At 62.3% G+C, this 20,217-nt stretch carries 17 protein-coding genes; 4 read left to right on the forward strand and 13 right to left on the reverse strand.

Annotated features, from left to right (window positions below; genetic code table 11):
• Positions 1 to 36: 36 nt before the first annotated feature.
• The 8 genes from NKJ90_RS00855 to NKJ90_RS00890 all read right to left on the reverse strand — a co-directional run bounded on the left by NKJ90_RS00855 (position 37) and on the right by NKJ90_RS00890 (position 8,797).
• Positions 37 to 1,143 carry an ABC transporter substrate-binding protein gene (locus tag NKJ90_RS00855; protein ID WP_023759705.1) on the reverse strand — a complete coding sequence of 369 codons (1,107 nt, stop codon included), beginning with the start codon at positions 1,141 to 1,143 and terminating at the stop codon, positions 37 to 39.
• Between the two features lie 241 nt (positions 1,144 to 1,384).
• A complete protein-coding gene (locus NKJ90_RS00860) occupies positions 1,385 to 2,557 on the reverse strand; it encodes an iron-containing alcohol dehydrogenase (protein ID WP_023759704.1) in 1,173 nt (390 codons plus the stop codon).
• Between the two features lie 17 nt (positions 2,558 to 2,574).
• A complete protein-coding gene (locus NKJ90_RS00865) occupies positions 2,575 to 3,960 on the reverse strand; it encodes an aldehyde dehydrogenase family protein (protein WP_031260301.1) in 1,386 nt (461 codons plus the stop codon).
• Positions 3,961 to 3,975: 15 nt separating this feature from the next.
• Entirely contained in the window at positions 3,976 to 4,395 is a 420-nt protein-coding gene (locus NKJ90_RS00870; protein WP_031260300.1) for a type II toxin-antitoxin system VapC family toxin, read from the reverse strand.
• A complete protein-coding gene (locus NKJ90_RS00875) occupies positions 4,385 to 4,822 on the reverse strand; it encodes a helix-turn-helix domain-containing protein (RefSeq protein ID WP_023759701.1) in 438 nt (145 codons plus the stop codon). Before NKJ90_RS00875 ends, NKJ90_RS00870 begins: the two co-directional genes overlap by 11 nt.
• 60 nt (positions 4,823 to 4,882) lie before the next feature.
• Positions 4,883 to 6,253: a glutamine synthetase family protein gene (locus NKJ90_RS00880; protein ID WP_352485538.1), complete on the reverse strand. Its 1,371-nt coding sequence runs from the start codon at positions 6,251 to 6,253 to the stop codon at positions 4,883 to 4,885.
• A gap of 88 nt (positions 6,254 to 6,341) precedes the next feature.
• On the reverse strand, positions 6,342 to 7,904 hold the full coding sequence (locus NKJ90_RS00885) for an amino acid permease (RefSeq protein WP_023759699.1): 1,563 nt from the start codon (positions 7,902 to 7,904) through the stop codon (positions 6,342 to 6,344).
• Positions 7,905 to 7,957: 53 nt separating this feature from the next.
• Positions 7,958 to 8,797: an N-formylglutamate amidohydrolase gene (locus tag NKJ90_RS00890; protein ID WP_023759698.1), complete on the reverse strand. Its 840-nt coding sequence runs from the start codon at positions 8,795 to 8,797 to the stop codon at positions 7,958 to 7,960.
• Positions 8,798 to 9,031: 234 nt separating this feature from the next.
• On the opposite strand from NKJ90_RS00890, the gene NKJ90_RS00895 reads away from it, so the two are divergent.
• The 3 genes from NKJ90_RS00895 (at position 9,032) to NKJ90_RS00905 (ending at position 14,345) form a co-directional block, all read left to right on the forward strand.
• Complete coding sequence (locus tag NKJ90_RS00895; RefSeq protein WP_023759697.1) at positions 9,032 to 9,859, forward strand: MurR/RpiR family transcriptional regulator; 828 nt, start codon at positions 9,032 to 9,034, stop codon at positions 9,857 to 9,859.
• Positions 9,860 to 10,053: 194 nt separating this feature from the next.
• Complete coding sequence (locus NKJ90_RS00900) at positions 10,054 to 11,217, forward strand: efflux RND transporter periplasmic adaptor subunit (protein WP_023759696.1); 1,164 nt, start codon at positions 10,054 to 10,056, stop codon at positions 11,215 to 11,217.
• Complete coding sequence (locus tag NKJ90_RS00905) at positions 11,214 to 14,345, forward strand: efflux RND transporter permease subunit (RefSeq protein WP_352485539.1); 3,132 nt, start codon at positions 11,214 to 11,216, stop codon at positions 14,343 to 14,345. The genes NKJ90_RS00900 and NKJ90_RS00905 overlap by 4 nt, the downstream gene beginning before the upstream one ends.
• A 36-nt stretch (positions 14,346 to 14,381) precedes the next feature.
• On the opposite strand, the gene NKJ90_RS00910 is transcribed toward NKJ90_RS00905, so the two are convergent.
• The 5 genes from NKJ90_RS00910 to NKJ90_RS00930 all read right to left on the reverse strand — a co-directional run bounded on the left by NKJ90_RS00910 (position 14,382) and on the right by NKJ90_RS00930 (position 19,260).
• The gene (locus tag NKJ90_RS00910; protein WP_023759695.1) at positions 14,382 to 14,792 is read right to left on the reverse strand and encodes a GtrA family protein; all 411 of its coding nucleotides are present in this window, start codon (positions 14,790 to 14,792) and stop codon (positions 14,382 to 14,384) included.
• The gene (locus NKJ90_RS00915) at positions 14,789 to 15,598 is read right to left on the reverse strand and encodes a ChbG/HpnK family deacetylase (protein WP_023759694.1); all 810 of its coding nucleotides are present in this window, start codon (positions 15,596 to 15,598) and stop codon (positions 14,789 to 14,791) included. The genes NKJ90_RS00910 and NKJ90_RS00915 overlap by 4 nt, the downstream gene beginning before the upstream one ends.
• On the reverse strand, positions 15,595 to 16,584 hold the full coding sequence (locus NKJ90_RS00920) for a glycosyltransferase family 2 protein (protein WP_023759693.1): 990 nt from the start codon (positions 16,582 to 16,584) through the stop codon (positions 15,595 to 15,597). Before NKJ90_RS00920 ends, NKJ90_RS00915 begins: the two co-directional genes overlap by 4 nt.
• Positions 16,577 to 17,740 carry a glycosyltransferase family 87 protein gene (locus tag NKJ90_RS00925; RefSeq protein WP_023759692.1) on the reverse strand — a complete coding sequence of 388 codons (1,164 nt, stop codon included), beginning with the start codon at positions 17,738 to 17,740 and terminating at the stop codon, positions 16,577 to 16,579. Before NKJ90_RS00925 ends, NKJ90_RS00920 begins: the two co-directional genes overlap by 8 nt.
• 278 nt (positions 17,741 to 18,018) lie before the next feature.
• Positions 18,019 to 19,260, reverse strand: coding sequence for an acyl-CoA dehydrogenase family protein (locus NKJ90_RS00930; RefSeq protein ID WP_023759690.1), 1,242 nt, complete (start codon positions 19,258 to 19,260; stop codon positions 18,019 to 18,021).
• 115 nt (positions 19,261 to 19,375) lie between these two features.
• Here NKJ90_RS00930 and NKJ90_RS00935 point away from each other — a divergent pair, with 115 nt between their 5' ends.
• Positions 19,376 to 20,191 (forward strand): SDR family oxidoreductase, encoded by an 816-nt coding sequence (locus NKJ90_RS00935; RefSeq protein WP_023759689.1) that lies wholly within the window; start codon positions 19,376 to 19,378, stop codon positions 20,189 to 20,191.
• Positions 20,192 to 20,217: the final 26 nt, after the last annotated feature.

Raw genomic sequence — 20,217 nt, forward strand, 5'->3', positions numbered from 1 at the left:
ACCGGGCGACCCAGAGGCCGCCCGGCATGGCGTAACTTACTTGACGTTGGCGCCGACAACGGCATCCCAGTTCTTGGTGATGGCTTCCTTCGCCTTGCCCTGCTCGTCGAGCGTCGGGAACGCCGCGGCCGCGTAGGACTCAGCCGGCGGCAGCTTGGCCAGCACGTCCGCCGGGATCTTGTTGTTCTTGGCAAGATCGTTGAAGCGGATCGGGTGGCAATAGCCCTTCAGCCAAGCGATCTGGCCTTCGTCGGAATAGAGGTATTCCAGCCAGAGCTTGGCTGCGTTCGGGTGCGGCGCGTAGGCGCTGATCGCCTGCACGTAGACGCCGGCGACGACACCGGTCTTCGGCACGACGACGTCGACGGGCGGGTTGCCCTTCAGCGTGTCACGGCCGGCGAGCGCGTTGTAGTCCCAGGTGACGAGGATCGGAGTCTGACCCTGGGCGAGCGTGGCGGCCTTGCCGATGACCGGCACGAAATTGCCGGCGGCGTTGAGCTTCTTGAAGAAGTCGAGGCCAGCGGTGCCGGCGGCCTCGCCAGCAGCCGCACCCGACGACAGGCCAGCGGCATATACCGCCTGGATGGCCTGGTTCGACGCGCGCGGATCACCGGCCAAAGCGACCGAGTTGGCGAATTCCGGCTTCAGCAGGTCGGCCCAGTCCTTCGGCGATTCCTTGACCAGATCCTTGTTCACCTGGAAGGACAGCACGCCGTAGTAGTCGCCGGTCCAGAACCCTTCGGCGTCCTTGGCGCTGTCGGGGATCGAATCCCAGGTCGACACCTTATAAGCCTGGATCAGGCCATCCTTCTTGGCCGACGGGCCGAACGACAAGCCGACGTCGATGACGTCGGGCGCCTGCGGGCCCTTGTTGTCCTTGTTGGCCTTGATCGCCTCGACCTCGTCGCCGGATCCGGCATCGGGGTTGAGTTCGTTGACGGTAATCCCAGGATACTTGGCCTTGAAGCCATCGATGACGGCACCGTAGCCGCACCAATCATGCGGCAAAGCGATGGTAGTGAGCTGGCCTTCGGCCTTGGCGGCCTTGACGAGATCGTCCAGCGAAGCCGCGGACGAAATCACCGACGACACCATCAGGGTCGCGGCCGAAAGGGAAAGCATTTTCCCCGTGAATTTCAACATGTGTTCTCTCCGTTGAACTGACGCCGTTGGACGCCTGCGATGCGGTATCGTTTTCATGTGACAGCCAGATGAAAGCTTTATGAAACCGGCTGCTCGCAGTGCGAAAAGTAAACTCTTTTTAACCGGCTGTAGCAATCGCTTCGCGATTCTTTTTCCGGCTAACTAATTTCTGCCTTGCCCGTCATCCTCCCCCTTGTTTTTGTAGCCCCTTTTCAAATCACTTTGCGATGCGGAAAACGCCTCAGACCGTGCCGGCGATGGCGTTTTCGAGCAAGGTCAGCGCCGCCTTCTTGGTCAGCTTGACCGGGTTGCCGCCTGCGGTCGGATCGACCACGGCCATGTCGGCGATCAGCGCCTTGCGCTTCTTGTCCATGTCGAGCCCTTTGATCAGGCCCGGCAACGCGTGCGGTACCTTCAGTTCCTTGCGCAGCTTGATGACTGCCTTGGCAAAGCCGTCGAAGCCGCCCTTGATGCCGCAATAGGCGGCGAGCCGGCCGATACGCTCCTCGATGGGATCACGATTGAAGGCCAGCACATAGGGCATGAACACCGCGTTGGTCATGCCATGATGAGTGTCGTAGAGCGCGCCGACTGGATGCGACAGCGAATGGATGGCGCCAAGCCCCTTCTGGAAGGCGGTGGCGCCCATCGCGGCTGCGCTCATCATATGGGCGCGCGCGACGAGATCCTTGCCGTTGGCAAAAGCCTTCGGCAAGTTTTCGAAAGCCAGCCTCACACCTTCGACAGCGATGCCATCGGCCATCGGATGATAGCCCGGCGCGCAATAGGCTTCGAGACAATGGGCAAGCGCATCCATGCCGGTGCCGGCGGTGATGAAGCCGGGCATGCCGACCGACAGTTCCGGATCGGCGATTACGATGGCCGGCAGCAATTTGGGATGGAAGATGACCTTCTTGGTGTGGGTCGCCTCGTTGGTGATGACGCCGGCGCGGCCGACTTCCGATCCGGTGCCCGCGGTGGTCGGCACGGCGATGATCGGCGCGATGGCCTCCGAATTGGCGCGCGTCCACCAGTCGTCGACATCCTCGAAGTCCCACACCGGCCGCGTCTGCCCGGCCTGGAAGGCGATGAGCTTGCCGAGATCGAGCGCCGAACCACCGCCGAAGGCGATGACGCCGTCATGCTTGCCCTTCTTGAACACGTCGATGCCGGCGGTCAGATTGGATTCGACCGGGTTCGGCCTGACCTCCGAGAAGACGCCGTAGGGGACCTTGGCGTCGTCAAGGATCTTCAGCGTCGAGGCGACGACCGGCAGTTTTGCCAGGCCTGGATCGGTGACGAACAGCGGCCGCTTGATGCCGGTGGCCGCCAGCACCTCAGGCAATTCCTTGATGCGCCCGGCGCCGAAGCGGACGGTGGTGGGGTAGTTCCATTTGGAGATCAGCTTGGACATTTTTGTCTTTCAATAAATCAAATGGCTTCGCGCAGATGGAATGACTTCGGCCTCGTCAGATTGTCGTAGCCGATGGCCGACAGCCCCGCGCCCTTGCCGGTGTCCTTGACGCCGGTCCATACCAGTGCCGGATCGAGGTAGTCGCAGCGGTTCATGAACACCGTGCCGGTTTCGACGCGGTTGCCGATCGCCACCGCATGCTCGGTATCGCGCGTCCAGATCGAGGCCGTCAGCCCGTAAGGACTGTCGTTCATCAGCGCGATCGCCTCTTCGTCGTTGCGCACCTTCATGATGCCGACGATCGGGCCAAAGCTCTCCTCGCGCATGACGCTCATCTGATGATCGACATTGGTCAGCACTTCCGGCGCCAGATAGGGCGAACCGGCCTTGTCGTTCGCCACCTTCATGTTGATGTGCGCCACCGCGCCTTTGCGCAGCGCCTCGGCCTTCTGCTCACGGATCAGGTCGGCGAAGCGCGCCTGCGCCATCGGCCCCATCGTCGTCGCCTGGTCGAGCGGATTGCCGACGACATAGTTCTTCGTCTCGGCGATGAAGCCTTCGACAAACTCGTCATAGACGTTCTCGTGCACATAGACGCGCTCGATGCCGCAGCAGCACTGGCCGGAATTGTAGAAAGCGCCGTCGACCAGATTGGCGACCGCATGGTCCATCTTGGCATCGGGCAGCACATAGGCCGGATCCTTGCCGCCGAGTTCGAGGCCGAGCGTCATGAAGGTGCCCGCCGCCGCTCTTTCAATGGCGCGGCCGCCGGCGACCGAACCGGTGAAATTGACATGGTCGATCTTGCCCGAGCCGAGCAGCTTCTCGGTCTGGGCGTGGTTGAGCACGATATTCTGGAACACACCCTTCGGCAGACCGGCCTTCTCGAAGGCCTGCTGAAAGCGCTCGCCGACCAGCAGTGTCTGCGCCGCATGCTTGAGGATGACGGCGTTGCCGGCCATCAGTGCCGGCACGATGGTGTTGACGGCGGTGAGATAAGGATAATTCCACGGCGCGATCACCATGACCACGCCGAGCGGATCTTTCTTCACATAGCGGCGGAAACCGTCCTTCGGATTGGAAGCCGGCATTGACCTGAGTGCCTGTTCGGCGATCTCGACCATGTAGTTGGTGCGTTCCTTGACGCCGCCGAACTCGCCGCCATAGCGAACAGGCCGCCCCATCTGCCAGGCAATCTCCGGCACGATCTCGTCGGTCATCGCGACCAGCGCTTCTAGCATCGCCAGCATGTACTTGCCGCGCTCGACGATCGGTGTCTCAGCCCACTTCTCCTGCGCCGCTTTGGCGCGCTCGACCGCGGCGTTGATCGCCTGGTCCGTTGCCACGGGCCTCTCGGCATAGATCGAGCCATCGACGGGGGATATGAGTTTCACGGTTTCCAATTAAACGTCTCCAAATCAACAAGGAACTGTTTTGACGAAGCCAGCCGAGCCATAGGCAAGGATCGCGCGATCGCGGGTGATAATTTCCAAATTCTTCGAGCGCGCCGTAGCTATGATGATCCGGTCTGTTGGATCATTGTGAACGACGCCGGGCAGGAACGAAGACTCGACCAAGAGCTCACTGTCGATTCCTTCAACACTCGTTGCACCAGTCTTCACGAACCGTTCAAACCATGCGAGCGGTGACTTGATGAGCGGAAGCCGGCCTTTAGAAACCAGCATTCCGATTTCCCAAGCGGACATGACGGAAACGGCGATCACGTCGCCATTTTTCCGCGCGCTTGTCACCCTCTCAACCGCCGCTCTCGCGACCGGTTGTTCCGTCGACAGCCACAGTATGAAGCATGTGTCCAGGAGCACCCCATCAGTCGTCATACACCTTGCCCCAATCCGGATCCGCGGGTGCGGTGTAATCGACGTCCGGGAGAAGCGTGAGCGTCCCAGCCATGCATCCAAACAACGGATCGCCGCCTCGAGGCGGCACGATGTATTCTCCAGCGGGGTCGTTTACGTCTAACGCCTTCTCGAAATCCACCTGCCCCTCCATGAAGCCGGGACGACGCTCCGCCGCCTTCGCATCCGAAGAGCCCAGGTGGACCAACACCTCGCTTTCCGGCTGGTCGAAAATTTCAGCGATCTTGCGTATTTCATCAACTTGCATACGCCGCTCGCCGTTCAGCGTCCGCGACAGGGCGCTGTAGTGCATGTTCATTTGGGTGGCCATGCGGCGCACCGTCAGGTTGCGCTCCTTCATCTGACTGTCAAACCACACCTTGTCGACATTGGCTTTGCCTCGGGGCAATCCTGCCTCCCGTATGTTGCGATGCCATAATTACAACATAGTGCGAAAAACGCAACACTGTCAATATCGCTCGAACCCTCTATGCAGTTCCCAATCCGTAATCCGGCGGTCGTATTCGAACTGCTCCCACTTGGCGGTATGGACATAGTGTTCAAGCACGTCCTCGCCGAGCGCCTCCTTCAGCATCATCGAGTTCGTCAGCGTCTCGGTGGCATCGCGCAGCGTCTTCGGGATCTCCGGCAGGCGAGATGCCTGATAGGCATCGCCGACAAACGGCTTTTGCAGTTCCAGCTTCTCGTCGATGCCGGCAAGACCGGCTGCGATCAGCGCCGCGAAGGCAAGATAGGGGTTGAGGTCGGCGCCGCCGATGCGGCACTCCATGCGGATGCCCTTGGTGCCCTCGCCGCACAGCCGGAAACCGGCGGTGCGGTTGTCCTCGCTCCACATGATCTTGGTCGGCGCGAAGGTTCCGGCCTGGAAGCGCTTGTAGGAGTTGACGTAAGGTGCCAGGAACCAGGTGAATTCGTTGGCGTATTTGAGTTGGCCGGCCGCCCATTGCTGGCCGAGCGTCGACAGCGTCCACTCCGCATTTTTGTCGAAGAACAGCGGCGTCTTGCCGTCGGCGCTCCACAGCGAATTGTGGATGTGGCTGGAATTGCCGGCGAGCCCATAATTGTATTTGGACATGAACGAAATCGCCTTGCCCTCGGACTCGGCGATTTCCTTGGCGCCGTTCTTCAGGATGACGTGGCGGTCGGCCATGTCGAGCGCCTCGGCGTAGCGCACATTGATCTCTTCCTGGCCGGGACCCCATTCACCCTTGGAATTCTCGATCGGGATGCCGGCCGCTTCCATCTCGTTGCGAAGCCGGCGCATGACGCCTTCTTCCTTGGTGGTGATGCCGATCTGGTAATCGCCGATATAGGGCGATGCCGTGTCGAGGCCCTGCCAATGCTTCTTGCGGGCGGAATCGTAGGTCTCGTTGAACAGGTAGAATTCCAGCTCTGAAGCGAAATAGCCGATATAGCCGCGCTCCGTCAGCCGCTTGACCTGCTTCTTGAGGATGGCGCGCGGCGAGTGCGGCAGGTCGTCATGCGTGTGGTGGTCGAGCACGTCGCAGATCACAAGTGCGGTCTTTTCCAGCCAGGGAATGCGCCGAAGCGTGGCCAGTTCCGGCTTCATGACGAAGTCGCCATAGCCTTTCGACCAGCTCGCCGCCTTGTAGCCGGGCACGGGCTCCATATCGATGTCGGCGGCCAGCAGATAGTTGCAGCCATGCGTTTCGTCGTGCGCGGAATCGACGAAGTATTGCGCCAGGAACCGTTTGCCCGCCAGTCGGCCCTGCATGTCGACGATGCAGGCCAGCACCGTGTCGATCTCGCCGCTGGAGACCGCTTTCTTCAATTGATCGAACGAGAAATTTCCGGCCATTCCTTTGGCACTCCAGCGCTTGACGATTGAGAGGGGCTAACGAAACCATGGCCGGCAAAAACGCCGGCCATGGCCATGATGGTTGATGTCAGTAGCCGGTTTCGCCGACGGCCAGTTCGGCGGCCGCGATGGCAGCCTTGCGCTTGGCAATCTGGTCGCCGATCGGTGGACCCTGGAAGCGGCGGTTCTCGAAACCGAACCAAAGCACGGCGGTCAGCACAATGAAGCCAATGGTGATGTATAGCACCTTGTCGTTCGGCGGCTGGATGGCGATGTAGAAGATGATCGCCATGCCGACAACCGACAGGACGCAAAACAGCTTGAACAGCCCGGCGCCGAGGTTCCACGGGCCCGGATTCGGCCATTTCGCCGTTCCGAAAGTCATCATGCCGAGCACGATCGGAATGATGAACGACAGGAACAGGAACACCAGCGTAGAATTGACGACGATGGTGTAGATGTTGGTGCCGCCGATCGAAATGAACTGCGCAAGAAAGACATAGATGATCTCAAGCACCGCAGCGGTCCAGATCGCGTTGACCGGCGTGCGCCAGGTCGGGTTGACTTTGGCGAGCGATGCGGAACCAAACGGCATGCCACCGTCACGCGAGAAGGCAAACAACATGCGCGAGGCCGAGGTCACCGTGGCGAGACCGCACAGGAACTGCGAGATCAGGATTGCGAGATACAGCAACGTCTTCAGCCAGACGGGCATGATCGCGTCCATGGTGGCGAAGAACACGTTCCAGCCCTGCTTGGCGCCGGCGGCCAGGTCGGGGATTGCCAGAACGATTGCGCACAGCATCACCCAACCGATTAGCGAAGACCAGAGCACGGACGAAACGATCGCCTGCGGCACCGAGTGTGCTGCTTTCTCTGTTTCTTCGGAGGTATGCGCTGACGCGTCGTAGCCGGTGATGGTGTAGACCGGCAGAAGCAGGCAGAGCAGGAACAGGTAGCTCATGGAGTCGGACTGCGGGAAGACACCGCCACCGGCATCGCCCGAATAGTTGGTGAATGTCCACAACCGCGTGATATCGATCGCCGGCGCAAACACCAAGCAAGCCACGATCAGTACTGCCGTCGCGCCCAGGATGAGGAAGCCCGAAGCATCCGTCAGCATGGCCGTGAGCCTGATGCCAAAATGGTTGAACACCGCCTGCAATACCGTGATGAAGGTAACGAACCCGACGATCTCGCCAGGCGTTCCGGTTATGCCAAACCAGCTTCCGAACGTTCCGACAAAGAAGAATGCGGTGCCGATATTGATCGCGCCCAGCACGGTGATCAGGCCGAGCAAATTGAGCCAGGCGGTCAGCCAGCCGGTGAAGCGGTTTCCGAGGATCGAAGACCAGTGGTAGAGGCCGCCAGCGGTCGGAAATGCCGAGGCAATCTGCGCCATCGCAAGGGCAAAGCAGGCCGAAACACAACAGCCGACGATCCAGCCGATGCCCGCCGCGGCGCCGCCGATCGACCCGGTGGCTTGTGCAAAGGAATTGATGCCACCCGAAAGGATGCAGATGATCGAGAACGAGATCGCGAAATTCGAGAAGCGGCTCATGCTTCGCGACAATTCCTGGGCATAGCCCATACCGTGGAGAACCTTGAGGTCCTCCTTCTTGTCAATGTCTGTGTAACCCGGTGCTATCATTGGAAGTCCCCTGTTGTTTCCGAGCGAGATGCGTCAATCTCATCTCGCTCTGGCTAGCCGATTGAACTGACTTTCCGACTGAATGCGATCTGGCCGACTGAATGCGATCTGGTCTGTCCTGCCTCCTCCGGCTCCAGATCCGAAAAAATGCCCGTGAGCAGATCCCCCCATTTCCGCTGCCCGGTCTCGCCGGAAATTTCATCATTGCGGATTTCGATCATCGCGCAAGGCAAGCCGCGCGAGCGCGCGTGGCGTTCCAGCGTGAAATAGACGCGGTCGGCCGGCGAATAGGGCTCGTTGACGCCGACGGTGACGCCGGCAAGCCGCTTCAGCGCTGATATCAGCGGTGACGCCAGCCGGCGATCCTCGTCGTGGATGATGCCTATATGCCAGGGCCGATTCTTACCCTTGAAGACCGGGGTGAAAGAATGGATCGACACCAGTCGCGTCTCTCGGCCCGACGCCAACCGATCCTCGATGGTCTTCTCGATAGTGTCATGGAACGGGTGCCATGCGAGCGCTACACGCGCCTCCCGCTCGTCGGCGGAGAGTCCCTGGTTCGCTGGAACGACGGTTTTCTCGCTGACACTGACACTCATTATGAGGTCGGGCGCGTCGAGCGGTCGGTTGCAGTCGATGACGAGACGCGAGATACGGGTTTCGATCAGCGTGGCATCGAGCGCCTCCGCCATGCGGCGGGCAACCGGCAGCGCGCCGGGATCCCAGGCGATGTGGCGCGACAGGTCCTCGGCGGCAAGGCCGAGCGTGCCGAATTCAGCGGGAAGGAAGTTCGAGGCGTGGTCGCAGGTCAGCACAAAAGGGCTCGATCCGCCGGGGTTCGTCACCCTCACGGTATCAGACGCTGCAAGGCTGGCGGGCCGTGCTTTCTCCATAGTCTGCTGTCCCCGGGGACGCTGTATCATATGTTACGTATTTTGTGTCATTGCGTCCCTATGGATGATTTCATACAGTTTGGGCGACTTTGTCAAATGCGATTTCGGAAAAGACCTTCGACTAGGCCGAAGCGTTTTGCAGCCAGGTAGAATCACTTGGCGTCGGAGAAATGGGACCAAGACAAACAGACGGAGCGGAATGGTTTACCATCCCGCTCCAAGGGTGGGGAAAAGATGATTTCCAGTATTGCCGAACTGATTGCCGACCGCATCGGCACGATGCCGGCCGGCGAACGGCGCGCGGCCCAGACGCTGATCGCCAGTTACCCGATGATCGGCTTGAAGACGGTTGCCGAATTCTCGGCCACGGCCGGCGTCTCTTCGCCGACGATCCTGCGTTTCGTTGCCCGGCTCGGCTTCCAGAACTATCCGGAATTCCAGTCGAGCCTGCAGGATGAACTGGCGGCGCAATTGCAATCTCCGGCGACAAGGACGCTCAACCCGCCCTCGCCCGGCGGCGGCACGGTGTCACCAATGCTGGAAGCGACGCTCGACAACATGCGCGAGACGTTCAGGCACCTGTCCGACGGGCAGCTTGCCGACATCGCCGCCCGGCTTGTCGACCGGCGCGGCAAGACATTCCTGATCGGCGGCCGCTTCACCGATCCGCTGGCGCGCTACATGGCCGCCCACCTCGCCGTCGTTCAGCCCGATGTCTTTCACCTTGCCGGCCAGGAAAGCATGTGGCGCGACAGGCTGATCGACATGGGCAAACGCGATGTGCTGGTGATCTTCGACATCAGGCGTTATCAGGACAGCCTCGCTCGCTTTGCCGAGAAGGCGCATCAGCGCGGCGTGCAGATCGTGCTGTTCACCGACCAGTGGCTGTCGCCGATCGCGCGTTTCGCCCGCCATGTCATCGCTGGACGAACGGCTGTGCCGTCGGCGTGGGATTCCTCCGCTGCCCTCTTCGTCGTTGCGGAAATGCTGATCGGCGCTGTCACCAGGCAACTGGAAGCAGAGGGCGCCAAGCGCATTCGCGAGATGGAAAGTCTGCGTTAGTGCATGTAACGACGACCCCAAAGGTTACGCATGTTTTCTCAAATGTTACATATATTTAATGTGCGCGGCCCTTGGAGACTTGTCATAAAAACGCGATATCAGGGTGGCTTCTTGCCTTATAATAGCCTCGCTGCGTCTGCTTCATTTCGGGAAACCCGGTAGACGGAAGGATTGCTTTGCCAACCGGAGTGCCGATGGCCGCCTGGAAACAGATAATTTTTGCGCTTGTGGTGCTGGTGGTGGCGGCATCCGCCTGGCTGCGCTTTTATCCGGGCGCTCACGACGTGCTGGCACGCTGGGGCATTGACTGGGCTTATGCGGCAACGTCCCCGGCTGAAAGCGGCGCCGCCAACGCGAAGCAGGCAATCGGCCGCGAAGGTGGCAACCAGCGGGTGAACGTGGTGGCCCTGGCGGCCACGTCGGCCGTTATCAACGATCGCCTGCAGGCAATCGGCACCGGTCGTGCCAACGCCTCCGTGACCGTCAATCCCTACAGTTCCGGCCGCCTCGCCGAGTTGCTGGTCGAATCCGGCAGCCATGTCGACAAGGGACAGATCATCGCGACACTCGACTCCGAGACCGAAACGATCGCCCAGGACCGCGCCAAGCTTGCCTTGCAGGACGCGCAGGCCAAGCTCGATCGCGTCAAGTCGCTGCGCGCCTCCAACGCCGCGACACCGGTTGCCGTGGCCGATGCCGAAGTGGTTTTGGCCGGCGCCAAGCTGGCGCTTCAGGACGCGGAACTTGCGCTGCAGCGGCGATCGATTCTGGCACCGATTGCCGGCACTGTCGGCATTCTGCCGATCTCCGCCGGCAATTACGTGACCAACCAGTCGGCGATCGCCACGCTCGACGACCGCTCCAGCATTCTGGTCGATTTCCTGGTGCCGGAGCGTTTCGCCGCCGCCGTCAAGGTCGGCGCGCAATTGACGGCGACGCCGATCGCCAATCCCAGCAATGCCTATACCGGAACGGTTTCGGCCATAGACAATCACATCGATGAGAAGAGCCGCACCCTTCTGGTCAAAGCCAAGATCGCCAATCCGGCCGATTCCCTGCGCGCCGGCATGTCGTTCGGCATCAGCATGAAATTCCCGGGACAGACCTATCCGGCCGTCAGCCCGCTGGCGATCCTGTGGGGTTCGGACGGCGCCTATGTCTGGCAGATCGAGGACGGCAAAGCCAGGCGGGTCCCGGTGCGCATCATCCAGCGCAACACCGAGACCGTGCTGATCGACGCCGAGATCGACAGCGGCGACATGGTGGTCACCGAAGGCACCCAGAGCGTCAGCGAGGGCGGCACAGTCCGCTTTGCCGGCGAAGAGCAGCGTGCCGTGGAGGCGGCCGAGGGCTCATGACCGGAACCATCAACACCGCCAGCGATACCGGCTTCACCGCGCTGTTCATCCGCAGGCCGGTGATGGCCTTCGTTCTGAACACCCTCATTGCCGTTGCTGGCCTTGCCGCCTTCTATGGCGTCGAGATTCGTGAACTGCCTGACGTCGATCGTGCGGTCGTTACTGTTTCCACCGCCTTTGAAGGGGCGGCGGCAGAAACCGTCGACCGCGAGTTGACCGACACGATCGAGGGCGCCGTCGCCCGCGTCTCCGGCGTCAAGTCGATCTCGTCTTCTTCCTCGTTCGGTTCGAGCCGCGTCACCATCGAGTTCAACGACGGTGTCGATCTCGACGTCGCCGCCTCGGACGTGCGTGATGCCGTCGGCCGCGTCGCCAACCAGATGCCAGATACCGCCGACCCGCCGCGCATCGTCAAGGCCGACGCCAATTCCGAACCGGTGATGCGATTGGCGGTGACCTCGGACAACATGTCGATCCAGGACATGACGGTGGTGGTCCAGGACCAGATCGAGGACGAACTGGCCGCCGTGCCCGGCGTTGCCGATGTCCAGGTCTATGGCGACCGCGACAAGATCTTCCGCATCGACGTCAACCAGAACAAGCTGGCCAGCCTCGGCTTCACGGTTGCCGACCTCAGGACGGCGCTTGCCTCGGTCGCCTTCGATTCGCCGGCCGGTTCGATCACCACGACCAACCAGGACCTGATCGTCCGCACGACGGCCGACGTGACCACGCCGGAAGAGTTCGAAAACATCATTATCGGCGGCACGACACGCATCCGCGACGTCGCCACCGTCACGCTCGGCCCCGATGTCGGCCAAACCACGCTGCGTTCGGATGGCAAGACCGGCATTGGCGTCGGCATCATCCGCCAAGCGGAATCGAACACGCTGGACATCTCGACCGGCGTCCAGGCCGCTGTCGCCAAATTGCAGCAAAACCTGCCGAAGGGCATGTCGATCAAGGTCACCAGCGACGACGCCGTCTTCGTCAAGGGCGCGGTGCACGAGGTCGAGATCGCGCTTGGCCTGTCGGTGACCATTGTGCTGCTCGTCATCTATGTCTTCCTGCTCGACTGGCGCGCCACGCTGATCCCAGGGCTGTCGATGCCGGTCGCCATGATCGGCACCATCGCCGCGATTTATCTGGCCGGCTTCTCGGTCAACATCCTGACCCTGCTCGCCCTGGTGCTGGCGACCGGACTGGTCGTCGACGATGCCATCGTCGTGCTCGAAAACATCGTGCGACGGCGCAACGAAGGCATGGGGCCGCGCGCCGCCGCCGTGCTCGGCGCACAGGAAGTGTTTTTCGCCGTCATTGCCACCACTTTGACGCTGGTCGCCGTCTTCGTGCCGATCTCGTTCCTGCCCGGCCAGACCGGCGGCCTGTTTCGCGAATTCGGCTTCGTGCTTGCCATGTCGGTGCTTCTGTCCTGCGTGGTCGCGCTGACGCTGTGCCCGATGCTCGCTTCGCGCATGCTGACCAGTGCATCCCTCCACCACGAAGGCGGTCACGGCGTCGGCGCCCGCATCGGCGGCGTGCTCAATACTGCCTACAAGCGCAGCCTGCACGCCTGCCTCGATGCACCATGGATTGTGCTTCTGGTCGCGGTGCTGTTTGCCGGCACCGCCTTCGCGCTGTTCGGCACCATCCGCCAGGAATTGACGCCGACCGAGGACCGCGCCGCCGTGCTGCTGCGTATCAGCGCCCCGCAGGGCGTCAGCCTCGACTACACGACACAGCAGATGCAGAAGATCGAGAAACTGATCCAGCCAATGCGCGATTCCGGCGAGATCCGCAGCACTTTCGAGAATGCCGGCCAGAACGGCTCCTACAATTCCGGCTTCATGGTGATGACGCTGGCGCCGTGGAACGAGCGCAGCCGCAGCCAACAGGAGATCATGGCCGAGATCAGCCGATTGACCAAACAGGTGCCGAGCGTGCGCATCTTCCCGGTGCAACCCAACAGCCTCGGCATCCGTGGCGCCGGCAACGGCCTGCAGTTCGCGCTGGTCGGCAACGACCGCAAGGCGCTCGGCGACGCAGCGGTGAAGATCATCGCCGAGATGCAGAAGGATCAGCGCTTCCAGACCCCGCGCCTGTCGATCGACCCGACGCAGCCGCAGCTCGCCGTCGCGATCGACCGCGAGCGCGCCTCCGACCTCGGCATCGACATCACTGGGCTGGCCAACACCTTGCAGGCCATGCTCGACGGCAACGACGTCGTCGACGTCTACATCGCCGATCGCAGCTATGGTGTGAAACTGGTCTCGACGACAAATCCGATCAACGACCCGACCGACCTGGAAAACATCTTCCTGAAAACAGCCGACGGACGCTTCGTGCCGATGTCGACAATCGCCACGCTGACCGAGCGTGCCGTGCCGCCATCGCTGTCGCGCGAACAGCAGCAGCCTTCGGTGGCCATCACATCCAACCTTAGCGGCGACTTCGCACTCGGCGCCGCGCTGACCCGCGCCGAGGAGATCGCCACGCCGCTGTTGCCGCCCGGTAGCCGCATCCTGCCGCTGGCCGAGGCCGCGACGCTGGGCGAGACCAACAGCGCCATGGTCACCATCTTCGGCTTCGCCCTAGTCATCATTCTTTTGGTGCTGGCCGCCCAGTTCGAAAGCTTCGTCAGCGCCGTCATCATCATGGCGACGGTACCGCTCGGTCTTGCCTGCGCCATTTTCGCGCTGCTCTTCTCGGGTAGCAGCCTCAACGCCTACAGCCAGATCGGCCTGGTCTTACTGGTCGGTGTCATGGCCAAGAACGGCATCCTGATCGTCGAATTCGCCAACCAGCTGCGCGACCGCGGGCTTGGCGTGCGTGAGGCGATCGAGCAGGCCTCGATCATCCGCGTGCGGCCGGTGATGATGACGATGATCTGCACCGTGCTCGGCGGCTTGCCGCTGGTGCTGGCGAGTGGCGCAGGGGCGGAGGCGCGCGTCGCGCTCGGCTGGGTCATCGTCGGCGGACTGGGGCTTGCCACCGTCTCGACGCTGTTCCTGACGCCGGTCGCCTATCTCCTGCTTGGCCGCTTCGTCACCCCGAAGACCCATGAGGAGGCCCGGCTGAAGCGCGAGCTCGAGGAAGCCGTCTACACCAATGCGGAGCCGGCCGAGTAGAGACATTCCGGGAAAACTGAGAAGCGGCTTTCGCCGCTATTTCAGCAACCGGCCTTCGATCGACCAGCGCGCGGCGAGGAAATTAAGCACCGCGGCGATGACGACACCGGAAATCTTTGCCGGCCAAACTCCAACGGTCGTTGCGAACAGCGCGATCGAAAGGCTGGAGACGCCGAGCGAAATCAGACCCCCAAGCGAGGCGAAGCGAAGGAACGCATCATGCAGCCGGATGGCTCGATTGCGCTCGAACGACCAGAAGCCGTTCGCCGCGAACGAAAATATGACGGCGACAAACCAGGCACCGATGTTGGCGGGCAGCGGCGGCATCTGCAGCTTGAGCAGCAGGGAGAAGCTGGCAAGGTCAATCGCTGTGTTGGCGAGTCCGACAATGGCAAAGCGGACGATCTTGTTGCCGGTCGAACGCGGGGGCCGCTCGGCGTCGCTCATCCCTTGCCACCCATGATTGCGACACCGGCGCGGGCCAGGCTGGCGCCGAACGCATCCGATGCCAGGGTCGCGAATTCGACCTCGCGCACGCCTTGCATCGGGTCGCGCGCGCGCAGGGTCGCGTCGACATGGCCGGGGTGACACATGAACAGCCCATGTTCCGGCAACGCCTCGACGGCGGCCTGCAGCACGGAAGCGAATTTTTCGGGTTGGCGCCAGTCATAGATGCCGGCGAGCGGCTCGAAAACGGTAAAGCCGGCGCGCCGCATCGACCGGTTGAAGCCGGAGGCGAGCGCGGCGATCGCGGCGACTTTCGGCGCCGCAGTCAGAGCCGGGGCGCCGCGTAGCGCCGGCTTGTCGCTTTCTTCGCCAAGACGCGCGCGCAGCCATTTGCGCACCACGGGAAGGAAATGCACATGCTGGTGCCCGTCGATGAAATCGGGGCGGCGCCCGAGTGCTTCGACGAAGCGGCTGTATTGGGCGTCGAGCTCGGCATGAACATCGCGATCATTGACGCGGCCGCGTAGGATCGGCAAGGCCAGCGTGCGGAGTGGCGGCAGCCGACCTTCCGGCGCCAGGCTCGACCTGCCGGTGATGGCAGGCTGGTCGGTCAAGGTGAGATGCAGCCCGACCGCGACATGGCCGCAAAGAGGTTTTATGCGCGCCGCCTCCTTTGGCCATTCCGGAAAGCCGGACATACAGCTGGTGCCGGTCAGGCGGCCGCGATCGAGCAGATCGAGAATCCCATCGGAGACGCCGGGCGCCAGGCCATAGTCGTCGGCGATCAGGCGGATGCGCCGCGTCATGTGTCGAGAGCGCCTGCCACCGATCTGTCGGCGGAGACCTCACTGCGAACGACATCGCGCACGAGATAGACCGGCCGATCCTTGCTTTCGCTGAGCGTGACCCAGACATATTCGCCGATCAGGCCAAGCAGCGTCAGATTGAGGCCGCCGAGCAGGACGACGGCGACCAGCAGGCTGGGATAACCCGGAACGGCAATGCCGTAGAAGATCACCTCGAAGAGCACCTTGGCCCCGTAAACCGCGCCCGCAAGTGCCGCGAGCAGCCCGCTGAGGCTGATCAGGCGCAGCGGAATGACGGAAAATGAGGTGAAGCCTTCCAGCGAGAAGGCGATCAGGTTGAGCCGGCTCCATTTCGACGTGCCGCTGGCCCGGCTCTCCGGCGAATAGGGCAACGCCTTCTGGCGGAAGCCCGCCCAGGCAAACAGGCCCTTGTTGAAGCGACGCTTGTCGCGCAGGCTGGTCAGCGCACGCGCCACGGCGCCGCGCATGACGCGGAAGTCGCCGGCATTCTCAGGAATGTCGAAACGCTGACTGCTGTTGATCAGGCTGTAGAAAAGCCGGGCCAGCTGGCTGCGCCGCCAGCTCGCCTCGCGCCGGTCGTTTTGTGCATAGACGACATCGACATCAGGATGTTCCACCAGCTCGGCGATCAGCTTCAGGCTGATGTCCAGGGAATGCTGGAGGTCGGCGTCCATGATCAGCACCATGTCGCCGCGCGACCGATCGAGGCCGGCTAGCACCGCGACCTCCTTGCCGAAATTGCGGCTAAGGCGGACGATCTCCCACGACCCCGTCAGCGCCTGCGAAAACCGTTGGGCGCCATCGTCACGGCTGCCGTCATCGACCAGGATCTTGTGCACGGTCATGCCGAACCGCTGTGCCACGGCCGCTTCGAGTTCGCCGAGCAGGCGTGCGAAGGCCGATGCCGATTGCGCCTCGTTCAAGAATGGCGCGACGATATCGAGTGTCGGCCGCAATTCAGTCATTTGCGATCCCTGCATTCACCACCTTTACCCGCGCCGTGGCCCAGAACCACCAGATCAGCGAACCCGCGATGAACGTAACCGCGATCGGCCGGAACCAGGGGTAGAGCAAGTCGTGCACATGGCGATCGATGCCGGTCAGTCCGGTCGCGAACAGCACCGTCGACAACACCGAGGCCAGAACGCCACCGCGTTCTTCGCGCCACAACAGCGCGATGGCGAGACCGGCGGGTACCGCGATCATTGCATAGGTGTTGGGCTCGACGCGCGGGTTGAAGACGCACATGTAGAAAGTGGCCGTCAGGAAGATCGCCAGCCCCGCCGGTCCGCGTTCCAGCTTGCGGTCGAACCAGATGACCGCCGAAAGCGTAAACAGGGCCATGACGATGCGCATGATCGTGGCGCCGAATTCCGGAATGGGCAGCCCTATCCTGGTGAACGGCGCCGTGAAATCAGTCGGCACGAAATGGCTGGTGTTCTCGACGGCCATCGAGGTCAGCATCCTGGCGAAGACACGATACTGATCGTTGAGATAGCCGGGAGGAGCGAAAGCGTAAGGTAGGGCGAGGACGAACAGTACGGCCAGCCCCAGCACCGGTATCAACCGGAGCCGAAGGGCTCCTACCAACAACAGCATGATGATCGCGGTCGGCTTGGCGATGACGGCAAGCGAAGCCCAGAAGAACGTCTCCACCCGCCGTCCCTCCAGCGCCGACAGGGTGAGAAGCCAACAAGCGCCGGTCAAGAGGATCGTCGCCTGGCCGTTGCGGATCGCCCCCGCTGCCATTGGCAAGGCGAGGAAAAGACCGAAAGAAAGCAGCCACGTCAATTCGCCGCCGCCGAGCTTGCGCACCTGTCGCATCGCGGCATAGGTCAGCACCGCAAAGCCAAGGCTGTGCCAAACCACGCCGCCCAGCTGCGGACCGAGTTTGGCTATTGGAATATACAGCGCGGCAAAGGCTGGCGCGTAAAGATACCCCATCTCGGATTGGGTGTCGTAGAGTGGCAGACCGGCCAGAAGCGCCTCGCTGCCGTCTATATAGGCCTTCCATACCGTGCGCGTATGGGGTGACCACAGGACCAGGACAAGAACGACCAGGAACGCTCCGATCCACAGGCTGAACCCCAAACGGTCGAAGACCGGCTTGGATATCGTCATCAAATCACCCTACACCCGCCCGGATCAGGCGCTTGCCCACGTCGTCCGGAATTCGATGGCGGCGACATATCACGGACAAAGCGGCGTGGCATAGGGGGTCGCAAGATGGGAACAGAGGCCGACGATCCGGGCAGCGGCCAGATACCGGACATTCTTCCGGCTCATGTCCAAGTTTCTCGCGTCTTTCGGATTGGGCCAAGGCTGGATGAACACCTTGCCGTTGGGCCAGTTCCGCGCCATGGCCTCGGCAAGCGGTCGCCGGAAGATGATACCGGCGCTCAGACCTTTTCCTGCGAGTATTTCTTCAGCTCCGTCCGCGCCACCTGCCGGCGATGGACGGCGTCAGGCCCGTCGGCAAGGCGCAATGTCCTCAGATGCGTCCACGACCGCGCCAGCGGCGTGTCCTGGCTGATGCCTTGCGCGCCGAACATCTGCACCGCCTCGTCGGTGACCTTGAGCGCGACGCGGGGCGCTATCACCTTGATCTGGCTGATCCAAGGGGCGGCGGCCCGCGCGTCGCCCTGATCGATCATCCATGCCGCCTTGAGGCAGAGCAGGCGGGCCATCTCGATCTCCATGCGGCATTCCGCGATGATGTCGAAATTGGCGCCGAGCTTTGCCAGGGGCTGGCCGAAAGCCTCGCGGCGCATGGAACGCTGGCACAGCATTTCCAGCGCCATCTCGGCTTGGCCGATGGCGCGCATGCAGTGATGGATGCGGCCGGGACCGAGCCGCCCTTGCGCGATCTCGAATCCCCTACCCTCGCCTACGATCAGGTTCGACGCCCTAATCCGCACATTGTCGAAGCGAAGATGCATATGGCCATGCGGCGCGTCATCGTCGCCATAGACCTGCATGGCGCGGACCTTGGTGACGCCTTTGGTGTCGGCGGGCACCAGGATCATGGAATGGCGGCGGTGCTTTGGCTCGCTGTCGCCCCCGGTCCGGACCATGACGACGTAGATGGCGCAGCGCGGATCGCCGGCGCCCGATGCCCACCATTTCTCGCCGTTCAGTACATAGTCGTCGCCCTGCCGCTCGCAGCGCATTGCAATGTTGGTGGCGTCGGACGAGGCGACATCCGGCTCGGTCATCAGATAGGCCGAGCGGATCTTGCCCTCGAGCAGCGGCTCCAGCCACGCTTTCTTGTGATCGGCCGAGCCGTAGCGTTCCAGCACCTCCATATTGCCGGTGTCCGGTGCCGAGCAATTGAAGGTTTCCGCACCGAGATGCGACTTGCCCATCTCCTCGGCCAGATAGGCGTATTCGACCGTGGAAAGGCCGTAGCCGCGCTCCGAGCCGGTCAGCCAGAAATTCCACAGGCCGCGCTCTCTCGCGGTCCTTTTCAGCCCTTCGAGGATCTCGCTCTGGCGCGCCGTATAGACCCAGCGATCGCCTTCCTTGCCCACTTCGGCGAGAAATTCCTTGTCGAGCGGCATGATCTCGTCGCGCACCATGGCCGCGACGCGCGCGTGGATCGGCCTCAGCCGCTCGGTCATGCCGAGATTCATGTCCGTCATCGGTCGCTAACCCTTCATGGATGCCAGGCATTTTGTCGGTGGCAAGGATGACTGTACTTCGGATAGCCTTGTCAACGCGAACTGTTTGCCCGCATGCCGAGCGCGGAGGACTGTGATGAGCTATCTGGACGAGTTGTTTTCGGTGGCCAGCAAGACCGCGTTGGTGACGGGTGCTGCAACCGGCATCGGCCGCATGGCGGCGACGGCGCTGGTGCAGGCCGGCGCCGGCGTGATGATCGCTTCGCGCAAGGGCGAAGACTGCATCAAGGTCGCCGCCGAACTGAATGGACTTGGCGCACCCGGCCGCGCCGAAGGGTTTGCGGGTGATGTCTCCAGCGAGGCCGGCATTGCCGCACTCGTCGCCGAGGTCAAGGCGCGGACCGATAGGCTCAACATCCTGGTCAACAATGCCGGCGTTTCCTGGGGCGCACCGCTCGAAAGCTTTCCCTATTCGGCGTGGGCGAAAGTGTTCGGCGTCAACGTCACCGCGGTCTTCCATCTGACCCGTGAATTGCTACCGCTGCTCGATGCCGCCGCCAGCGATGCCGACCCGGCCAGGGTCATCAATCTCGGTTCGGTGATGGGCACGCAACCGCTGGCCGACGACGCCTATTCCTACACGGCTTCGAAGGCCGCGGTTCACCATCTGACACGCACCCTGGCGCTTGAGTTCGCCGCTCGCCGCATCACCGTCAACGCTTTCGCCCCTGGCCCCTTTCAGAGCCGAATGACGGCGTTTGCCACCGGCACGGAAGAACAGGCCAGACATGTCGGAAACGATGTTCCGATCGGCCGTATCGGCGCACCGGATGACATTGCCGGCGCAACGCTCTATCTGTGCAGCCGTGCAGGAAGCTACGTCACAGGCGCCGTCCTGCCGATCGACGGCGGACAGTCGGTGCAGCATGGGCTGACGCTGTTCAAGGAATAACATTTTCCGGCCACAGAAGCCGGAGG

Origin of the sequence: Mesorhizobium sp. M0051 (assembly GCF_040323235.1) — a bacterium.
In the GTDB taxonomy this organism is placed as follows: Bacteria; Pseudomonadota; Alphaproteobacteria; order Rhizobiales; family Rhizobiaceae; genus Mesorhizobium.

Bases quoted from the DNA above. Each gene is read 5' to 3' on its own strand.
- NKJ90_RS00855 (WP_023759705.1), bottom strand. From the start codon at position 1,143: ATGTTGAAATTCACGGGGAAAATGCTTTCCCTTTCGGCCGCGACCCTG.
- NKJ90_RS00860 (WP_023759704.1), bottom strand. From the start codon at position 2,557: ATGTCCAAGCTGATCTCCAAATGGAACTACCCCACCACCGTCCGCTTC.
- NKJ90_RS00870 (WP_031260300.1), bottom strand. From the start codon at position 4,395: ATGACGACTGATGGGGTGCTCCTGGACACATGCTTCATACTGTGGCTG.
- NKJ90_RS00880 (WP_352485538.1), bottom strand. From the start codon at position 6,253: ATGGCCGGAAATTTCTCGTTCGATCAATTGAAGAAAGCGGTCTCCAGC.
- NKJ90_RS00885 (WP_023759699.1), bottom strand. From the start codon at position 7,904: ATGATAGCACCGGGTTACACAGACATTGACAAGAAGGAGGACCTCAAG.
- NKJ90_RS00890 (WP_023759698.1), bottom strand. From the start codon at position 8,797: ATGGAGAAAGCACGGCCCGCCAGCCTTGCAGCGTCTGATACCGTGAGG.
- NKJ90_RS00895 (WP_023759697.1), top strand. From the start codon at position 9,032: ATGATTTCCAGTATTGCCGAACTGATTGCCGACCGCATCGGCACGATG.
- NKJ90_RS00900 (WP_023759696.1), top strand. From the start codon at position 10,054: ATGGCCGCCTGGAAACAGATAATTTTTGCGCTTGTGGTGCTGGTGGTG.
- NKJ90_RS00905 (WP_352485539.1), top strand. From the start codon at position 11,214: ATGACCGGAACCATCAACACCGCCAGCGATACCGGCTTCACCGCGCTG.
- NKJ90_RS00910 (WP_023759695.1), bottom strand. From the start codon at position 14,792: ATGAGCGACGCCGAGCGGCCCCCGCGTTCGACCGGCAACAAGATCGTC.
- NKJ90_RS00915 (WP_023759694.1), bottom strand. From the start codon at position 15,598: ATGACGCGGCGCATCCGCCTGATCGCCGACGACTATGGCCTGGCGCCC.
- NKJ90_RS00920 (WP_023759693.1), bottom strand. From the start codon at position 16,584: ATGACTGAATTGCGGCCGACACTCGATATCGTCGCGCCATTCTTGAAC.
- NKJ90_RS00925 (WP_023759692.1), bottom strand. From the start codon at position 17,740: ATGACGATATCCAAGCCGGTCTTCGACCGTTTGGGGTTCAGCCTGTGG.
- NKJ90_RS00930 (WP_023759690.1), bottom strand. From the start codon at position 19,260: ATGACGGACATGAATCTCGGCATGACCGAGCGGCTGAGGCCGATCCAC.
- NKJ90_RS00935 (WP_023759689.1), top strand. From the start codon at position 19,376: ATGAGCTATCTGGACGAGTTGTTTTCGGTGGCCAGCAAGACCGCGTTG.